The sequence below is a fragment of the Blautia sp. RTP21359st1_E11_RTP21359_211015 genome (assembly GCF_040910705.1).
GTDB lineage: Bacteria > Bacillota > Clostridia > Lachnospirales > Lachnospiraceae > Blautia_A > Blautia_A fusiformis.
Genome location: NZ_JBDGAB010000089.1, coordinates 1 through 8,662, shown reverse-complemented (window position 1 = coordinate 8,662; position 8,662 = coordinate 1). Strand labels below are relative to the sequence as shown.

The window sequence follows — 8,662 nt, the reverse complement described above, 5'->3', positions numbered from 1 at the left end:
CATCTGTACCACCGGATTTACCTGCGGCAATGAGTTTATCCTTCAGATCTGAGAACTGAGAGAGTGCAAAGATGTTATTCATCTTGTCGGAAGTGGCTGTGGTAGAGTCTGTAGAGTTCAGATATTTCTGTACAACAGCATCAGCAGAAGCAACAGTATCTTTGAATTTCTTATCAATAAGAGATCCATCATCGTTCTTCATGCTCTTGGCAGTATCAGAGATCTCTGTTACCTTATCAGCAACATCTGATTCTAAACTGTCAATCTTTTTCTTTGTGCTATCCAAACCTTTCTGTTCAATCCAACTTGGTTCTCTACCTTCATCCGCAATTTTCTGAACACGATCTTTGTACTCAGATTTAAGCTGATTTAAATAATCAATCATTTCAGAAGCTTCATCCAAATCATTGATTGAAGTTTTATCTTGATTATCGTAAGCTTCCTTTTTATAGTTCTTCTGGTATCCTTTTTTCTCAAGTTTCGTTTTGGCATCATTGGCTGCCTTCAGCTTAGATACGTCCACAGACTTTTCTTTTATAGCTACCTGAGAATCAAGAAGATTATTTTCTTCCTGGAGCTGACTCAGTTCTGCCTTTTCGTCAGTTGACTTATTTTCTTTAGCCCGGAGTTCGTAAATGCGTTCCTGGTTAGAATCTCTTTGAGACTGTAACGATTCCAGTTCGGACTGATTATTTGCATATTCCTGTGTTGACTGTGAATAATGTTTGTCCGCCATTCCTTTGGTAAGAGTAAACTTATCATTCAGTAAATGGAATCCACCAATACCAGCAGCGATTGTTCCCACAACAGCAAGTGCTGGGAGAATAGAACCAAGTGCCGTAAGCAAGCCAGATCCTAGTGTACCAACCTTAGTTACAATACCAGATAATCCACCTGCAAGTCCACTTGCTCCAGCAGAGAGTGCGCCTTTGAAACCTGAAGAAGCGGCTCCTTTAGCAAGAGATTTTTCAAGATCATCGCCAGTGGCTTGTGTAAATAATTGAGAAAATATTTCTGTCACTCCGTCAGTAATTATAGAACTACCATCTGATTTAGTATTTAAACGTCCAAACCATTTACCAGCAGTATTAAAGTCCATTTCACCAAGAACTTCTTTTATTTTATCCGTATCTTTTGAATTTATCGCTTTTTTAAGATTTCCGATTTTACTTAATGACTATAGTATGATAAAATTAAAAGAAAACGGAGGGGTAAAGGTATGTTAATTAAATGTCCTGAATGCGGCGGCAACGTCTCTGATAAAGCTCCAGCTTGCATACATTGCGGTTTCCCTTTAAGCAATATTCATAAAGAAAATATTTGTCTTGTTGATGGTCAAGAACACGATATGACAACGTTCATAGATAGCTATATGAAACTAACCGATGCTGAAAAAAAGGAATTATATGAAAAGACACTAAGCCGTTATAATGGTAATAGAGAAATAACCTCTCATAATACAACTCAAGTTATTAGGATGATACACGACCATTTTAATTGGTGGAATGATTATAAAGGTAATGATAAAGGATATCTTGCTGAGAAGTTCATTCTTGATTATATCGACCACAATTTCCAATACTTCGAATTCAACACTGCCGATATTCCAGATCCATCCAAAACAGTTCGCTGTCCAAAGTGCGGATCAACGTCGGTGACAACTCAGGAGAGAGGTTACAGTATTATGTGGGGAGTACTGGGATCAACCAAAAAGAAGAACCTGTGTCAGAAGTGTGGCTATACCTGGTGGCCGGGTGCGAGGAAGTAAGAGTGGAGATAATCACTCCTCTTCCCGGTCATCCAGAGCCTTTACATCCTTATTAATACATCATCAAATTGTTCAACCTTATATACACAAAGACCGAGAATTTCTTCTCGGCCTTTACTATGTATCCACTATTTTGAAGCAGTTTTTTTAGATTTTCTCGAAGTTTTTTTCTTTGACTTTTTGGCTCTCGCCTCCAGTTCTTCCGGAGATATTATCTGATAATAGGTTTCATTTCTATGCTCTTTTGATGTTTCTTTTCCCGAATATATTCTAAACGACACGCCCTGCTCTTCCAAACTTTCATTAATTTTCTTAATCTGAGCATACTTGATTCCATAATTTCTTCTGATTATTCCTTTAATCCTTTCAATATCCTCACCATAGAATCTTTTATCTGGCTCAAGATTCTTAGTAAATCCTTTCTCAATAATACCCTGCATTTTATATCTTGGTATAAGCAGCGGCGTTTTTATTCCATACTCCTCACAATAGTCCTGAAGTTCTTCTTTCCAGTCCTTGATATTCAATAACCGTATTTCCTCGTTATATTTTATCTCGAAAAGCTGAAATTTTTTCTTTATAAAGTTGTACCGGATATATGGATTCTGCTCCACAAACCTTATCAGAGAAAATGTCGGGCCATATTCAAACACATCTTCCTGCTCTTTTATATATGTGTCAACAAATTTATTGGCAGCAGTTATTTCCTGTTGCTTCGCATACTCATACAAAAGTTTATCATGTTTAATCTCATGCTGTTGTGCATCTTCAATGATATAAACTGTACCGCCCCCAACACGTACACGACCAAAGAACTGTATTAAATTGGACAGAATATGGTTATCACAGATTACACAGGCATTCTCATTTAAAATATCCACTCCCTCTTTTAATCTTGATGTGGATATTAAGATCTCGCATTCTTCCGGAAGCACTTGGTTCTGAATAAGACTTGTATATACCTGGTCATTGATTTCTTCATTGTAGCCTGGGAATTTTTCCTTTAAAGCTGCGTCCATATCTTTTCTTTTTTCATCCGAAACTATGACAGCAATTTTTTCAATCTCTCCAATTCTCTTATCCAATACTTCTCTGATTGTCTCTGTGATAGTAGCTGTGTTATTTACAAAGTAGATAACCTTCTTATTTTCTTCCAAGGCCTCCTTGATAACATCCACTCTTTTTTCCTTATAAATATATTTTATAGCCTCCGGTTTAACATAATTACAAATTTTTCTGTAATCCTCTATATGCCAACCATTGTTCCGAAAATAAGACTGAACTGGTTCTGGAGTTCCTGTCATTACAATAACCTTATGGCCTTGTTCTGCTGCATACTCAATGAATGTAAGCACATCAAACGAAGATCTGGCAAAAGTCGAATCTGAAGCCATTGAATGTATCTCATCAACAACAATGTACTCATAGCAGTTCAGGAAATTATCTACTGTCATTTGCATGTCCGCATGAGCATTTATCAAAATGTATCCAAGTTTAGCATTCGTTATCAGGTTTTCTCTCTGCCCGTCCTGTTCGCGCACAAAGCTTGTAAAACATGAGTGTGCAATATCCTCGTCTACCTTTGCACGCCTGGAAGTTATAAACAGTACATTTCCTTTTTGTGTCAGAACATCCTTTACCCATGTACTTTTTCCAGAACCAACACCTGCGATAAGCATAATCTTGTTTCCGTATTCCTCTATGAGCTTATCAATATCCAGGACATCTGATATATATTTTTTCTTCTCCGATTCTTCCCCATGCAGTTCTACAGCCTTATTTTCCTCTGCCATAGTCTCTCCTTTTCCTCATTTGCGAAATTTTTCTCCTGCTCTTAGAATAAGACAAATTTTCGCATTCAGCAATACCCAAACCTTTAAAAGGACCAGCAGCCAACTGCTGCCATTCCAACCAAACCTAAGCTGTTGGTTTATTTCTTTTTATCGTATGCTTTTTCCTTCTCTTTCTTACCATTCTATCTAATGGACTATATTCATCAAATCCTTCTTTCAGATCTGCGGCAAAAAGGTTTACATAATTTCGAGTCATATCAAGTGTTGAATGCCCCAACATTTTTTGCAGTCGGAACACATCTCCATTATTATGTATCCAAAGTTTAGCAAACGTATGTCTAAGCGCATGAACGCTGGTCTTTTTCACGCCTCTTGCTGCATTGTAATCACGAATAGATAATTTCAAGGCATTCTCTGTCAACTGTTCTCCAGACACATTGCAGAACAAGAACTCATCATCATCTGCTTCACTTCGAAAATCTCGTATAAACTGTGTAAGGACAAACGACAGCTCTGTACTCATAGGAATTATCTGAATTTTTTTATTTTTTGTCTGCTTCAACACTATTTCTTCATCCGGAAGATTTATATCCCGCATCCTCACATTACAAATTGTTTTCTCACGATTTCCCGTAGCCAGAATCCAGTTAATAATCGCCCAGCATCTCCACTCACAATAAGAATCCCCTTTGGGCTTCTCCAGTAAAGCCTTCAGTTCTTCTTCACTGTAAGTTTCTTTCACCGTCTCCTGCCCTTTTACAAGTTTTACTTCTATCTTGCGGCAGTATCCTGATTTACTGCACCAATTAAAAAATGCACGGATATCACGTAGATAATGATTTATTGAAGATACACTTAATTCTTCTTCCTGCAATCCCTGTGTAAAGCTCAAAACATCATCGTAATCAATCTCCTGGATTGACGCATCTGTACATTCCATGTAATCCATAAAACGCTTCAGGCTATCTTCGTAGTTCTGTAATGTACTCTCAGAAAGTCCCAGGATTTTTTTCTCATTCTTAAACATCCGGAATAATTCCCACACATTCCGCTCCTGATCGGCCCTCCTTTTTATCTTCTTACAAACTCCCATAGTATACCATCCTTTCTTTATTCAAAAGGATCTATACCTATAATCATGGTGTCTATATTAGACATTCTGATTCTATCTGATGATCGACATTTTCATCTCGGTCCATTTACTCCGCATCACTTCACGCCCAGATATCCTTATCCCCCCTGAAACCCGAATAAACACGACAAAAAAACACCGTCCCCGCAGCTCTATATCTGCAAAAACAGTGCCTTTAGTGCGTCTTCAGGGGTTCGAACCCTGGACACCCTGATTAAGAGTCAGGTGCTCTACCAACTGAGCTAAAAACGCTTATTTAATTATTTGTCTTTCGTTTTTTGTTTCGTTCGTTCCTCAAGACATGTTGTATTATACGTTATGATTTGAAGAAAGTCAACACCTTTTTTTAATTTTTTTTATTTTTTTCTTTTTTATTTTTTATATCTTCATTTGATGCAATTTTGTTCAGTGATTTTTCTATTTCTGACAGCGAATTTCTGATCTGAAATGCCTGGCTTTTGACGCCGCGTTTTACACTGTTAAGATTTCGACGGAATGAGTTGGATTTTCTTTTTTTCAAACCTTATTTTCCCCTCTTTCTTTATACAGATCAGGCAGCTTCTCCTGCAGATTCGTATATTCCTGCCTGACGCTCCCTCTTATTTATTATATGAAAACAGGCCGATCTGTTTACAGATCAGCCCGATAAAACAACCTTCTATATTAACGCAGAATATCTATGCGCCAGATAAGCTTTGATATCAGATACCTTCTGAGAACCACTTAACCTTACCTCTTCTATTTTTGTCTGATCACCATCTTACAGATCGGATTGCCCATGGAAGAAAACTTCTCCTCATACTCCGTCATCACATTTCCCTTCACCAGCTCCTCATCATGATGAAGATCAAACGTACAAATCTCCAGGTTCCAGTCAGACTCCTTCACCTCTTCCAGGGAAAATTCAAACAATCCACGGTTATCTGTCTTAAATTCCACAGTACCCTCTTTTTTCAGGACCTGCTCATACCTCTTCAAAAACTCCCTGGAAGTCAGTCTTCTCTTGGCATGACGGGCCTTCGGCCACGGATCGGAAAAATTCAGATAAATCCCGTCAACCTCATCCTTCTCAAAAATCTCCGGCAAAAGCCTTGCATCCACACGGATGAACACCAGATTTGAAAACTTCTCCCCGGCCTCCTCAAGCTCCTCCCTCTTCTGAAGTGCCCGAAGCAGCACACTGTCATACATCTCGATTCCAACATAATTCCTCTCCGGATGCAGCCGCGCCATATCCATCAGAAAACGCCCTTTTCCCATACCAACCTCAAGAAAAAGCGGTCTCTTCTCCCCAAAAACACTCGCCCATTCCCCTTTAAACTTCTCCGGTTCATCAATCACCCAGTCACACTCCAAAATCGCATCCTTCGCCCCGGGAATATTACGTAATCTCATAAATAACCTCCAAATTAATCTTCCTATGATATACAAATCAAATAACTACCTCTCGTAGCCAGCAAAAGCAGTCTATAACAATTCCCCAAACCAATGAAACCACTATAATACATCCGCCACCAGCCACACAAACCAGAATACCTGCACAAATCCAAAAAAATCATCATTCCTCTTCCAGAATATCCGATAAAACACCCTGTACAATGCATCCCAATATTCAACTATACATGTAACCCCCACCCCGCCGCAAGCAAAAAATAAAAAAAATCCTCAACCAGGCGACAGCAACGCGCTTCGCCATCCACCCCCAATACCATCCGCATCCATATACACATCCCCTCAACCAGGCGACAGCAACGCGCCTCGCCGTCCACCCCCAACACCATCCACATCCATATACACATCCTCCCAACCAGACGACAGCAACGCGCCTCGCCGTCCACCCCCAACACCATCCGCATCCATATACACATCCTCTCAACCAGGCGACAGCAACGCGCCTCGCCGTCCACATCCAACACCATCCGCATCCACACACATCGGCTCAACCTCACACATCCAACACCGCAGCATACATACACAAGTCAACAACCTCACACCACCACAACCAAGAACTCCTAAAAAAAGCCCGAGGGGTGTGCAGAGGGGCCATGGCTTTATGGCCCCTTTGCGGTTTTCCTCTTTTCCCACAAAAACCCCAAAAAATATCTTTTTACCCACATTTCCCTCAAAAGTTTGCAGAAAAATTAACAAATTTTTAGTTGTTTTTACCATAAAAAAGGTGTATCATATAAAAATCAATTATAAACAATAAACAAACAAGGAGGGCGTTATGGAACAAATCCTAAATAAGCTTTCGGAAATCGAAGCTACAGCCAATGCCATCATGCAGGACGCTGCGCGACAGAAACAGGCTCTCTCGGAAGAAGCAGAAAAACAGACGAAGGAATTCGACGCTTCACTTGAAAAAGAAACCAGCGACGAGATCCGGAAGATCCGTGAAGATCTGGCCCGCGAGAAAGACGCCCGGATCAATGAGCTTCGTGCAGAAACCGAAGACCAGCTATCCAGGCTGGATGCCTATTACGAAGCCCATCACGAAAGTCTTTGCAGTGAGCTGTTTCAGAAAATAACAGGCATCACCGAAACCTGAAGGGAAAGGAAGTGATTCAATGGGCTCTGTCCTCTCATACAGCGGACTCTCCACCAAGATCCGCGCCATGCAGAGCAGGCTTGTGACAGATGAGCAGCTGGAAGAAATCGTTCAGCTTCCCAATGTCCCCCAGGTAACAGCCTACCTGAAACGGACTCCCGAATATCAGAATATCTGGTCCGGTCTCGATGAAAATGATCTTCACCGCGGACAGATAGAAAAACTCCTGAAGAAATCCATCTTCCTGAATTTTTCAAGGCTTTACCACTTTGCAAATCAGGAACAGCGAACGTTCCTGTCGCTTTACTCGAAGCGTTATGAGATCCGCGTCCTGAAAGAAATCATGACGAATCTCTTTGACCACCGGGACACCGATCCCGTAGATATTTCTCCCTACCGCGATTTTTTCAGACATCATTCCAAGCTGGACATTGACAGGCTTACCGCCTGCACCAATATGGATGAATTCATTGCGACACTGAAGGGAAATGATTTTTTTATTCCGCTGTCTCAGGTCAACGAACGTGGAAATGCCACGCTTTTTGACTTCGGCATGGCACTTGACCTTTCGTATTTTTCACAGATCTGGAATGTGCGGAAGAAGCTTTTCAAAGGTAACGATCTGAAACAGATCACCAAGGCTTACGGTGAAAAATTCGATATGCTGAACCTGCAGTTCATCCAGCGCTCCAAACGCTGCTTTCAGATGGAACCGGCTGCTATTTACGCATTGCTGGTCCCCATGAACTACAAGCTCCGCAAAGAGGAGATCACCACCCTTGTGGAGGCCCCTACACCAGAAGAGTTCCGTCGTATCTTCAATGGAACTTATTATGGTAAGAAATACGAACAGCTGACCGTCGCCAGTCTGGAAGAATTTTATAACTATATTCTTCGCAGCATACTGGAACAGGAAGCACGCAAGGATCCCTATTCCGTAGCAGTCATCTATTCCTATTTATATCACAAAGAACATGAAGTCAACCGTCTGACCATTGCCCTTGAATGCGTGCGCTATGGCGTGGACCCAGAACAATCCCTGCGTTATATACGCAACGGTTAATAACCAGGAGGTAGCAACGTGATTGAAAAAATGAATTTTCTAAGCATCACCGGTCCCAAGGCAGATATCGACCGGGTTGTAAACACCTACCTGTGCAAGTACGAGATTCATCTGGAAAACGCTCTCTCAGAGCTGACCACAGTAGAAAGTCTGACGCCTTTCCTGGATGTCAACCCCTACAGAGATGCCTTAAATTCCATCAATACCATTTATGAGGAGCTGAAAACTCCTCCGTCCACTTCCAACAGAAGCCCGGGTATTGAAACAGCACTTTCCACAGTAAAGGAGATCCGCTCCCAGGCGGATCAGCTCCAGAAGGAACAGTCCGAACTGGAAGAAAAATGTTCCTCTCTGGAAG

Annotated in this window: 8 protein-coding genes, 1 tRNA gene and 1 pseudogene; 4 read left to right on the top strand and 6 right to left on the bottom strand. The window is 41.0% G+C overall.

Annotated features, from left to right (window positions below; genetic code table 11):
• On the bottom strand, nt 1–1,099 hold a 1,099-nt coding region (locus tag AB5026_RS18185), incomplete at its 3' end, for a hypothetical protein (RefSeq protein WP_368214095.1).
• Nucleotides 1,100–1,219: 120 nt separating this feature from the next.
• On the opposite strand from AB5026_RS18185, the gene AB5026_RS18180 reads away from it, so the two are divergent.
• The gene (locus AB5026_RS18180; RefSeq protein ID WP_368214094.1) at nt 1,220–1,768 is read left to right on the top strand and encodes a hypothetical protein; all 549 of its coding nucleotides are present in this window, start codon (nt 1,220–1,222) and stop codon (nt 1,766–1,768) included.
• Nucleotides 1,769–1,896: 128 nt separating this feature from the next.
• Here the strand turns inward: AB5026_RS18180 and AB5026_RS18175 are convergent, their stop codons facing one another.
• The 5 genes from AB5026_RS18175 to trmB form a co-directional block, all read right to left on the bottom strand.
• Nucleotides 1,897–3,561 carry a hypothetical protein gene (locus AB5026_RS18175; protein ID WP_368214093.1) on the bottom strand — a complete coding sequence of 555 codons (1,665 nt, stop codon included), beginning with the start codon at nt 3,559–3,561 and terminating at the stop codon, nt 1,897–1,899.
• 124 nt (nt 3,562–3,685) lie between these two features.
• Nucleotides 3,686–4,654, bottom strand: a complete 969-nt coding sequence (locus AB5026_RS18170) for a tyrosine-type recombinase/integrase (RefSeq protein WP_368214092.1) — start codon at nt 4,652–4,654, stop codon at nt 3,686–3,688.
• A gap of 218 nt (nt 4,655–4,872) precedes the next feature.
• Nucleotides 4,873–4,945: transfer RNA gene (locus AB5026_RS18165), tRNA-Lys, on the bottom strand.
• A 94-nt stretch (nt 4,946–5,039) separates the two neighbouring features.
• Nucleotides 5,040–5,213, bottom strand: coding sequence for a hypothetical protein (locus AB5026_RS18160; RefSeq protein ID WP_173739392.1), 174 nt, complete (start codon nt 5,211–5,213; stop codon nt 5,040–5,042).
• Nucleotides 5,214–5,431: 218 nt separating this feature from the next.
• On the bottom strand, nt 5,432–6,088 hold the full coding sequence (gene trmB, locus AB5026_RS18155) for a tRNA (guanosine(46)-N7)-methyltransferase TrmB (RefSeq protein ID WP_015525395.1): 657 nt from the start codon (nt 6,086–6,088) through the stop codon (nt 5,432–5,434).
• Between the two features lie 832 nt (nt 6,089–6,920).
• Between trmB and AB5026_RS18150 the strand changes: the two genes are divergently transcribed.
• From AB5026_RS18150 to AB5026_RS18140, 3 genes and pseudogenes are all read left to right on the top strand, one after another.
• Entirely contained in the window at nt 6,921–7,241 is a 321-nt protein-coding gene (locus AB5026_RS18150; RefSeq protein WP_021653134.1) for a hypothetical protein, read from the top strand.
• A 19-nt stretch (nt 7,242–7,260) separates the two neighbouring features.
• A complete protein-coding gene (locus AB5026_RS18145; RefSeq protein WP_368214091.1) occupies nt 7,261–8,304 on the top strand; it encodes a V-type ATPase subunit in 1,044 nt (347 codons plus the stop codon).
• Between the two features lie 18 nt (nt 8,305–8,322).
• Nucleotides 8,323–8,662, top strand: a pseudogene (locus AB5026_RS18140) (ATPase); the annotation flags it as partial.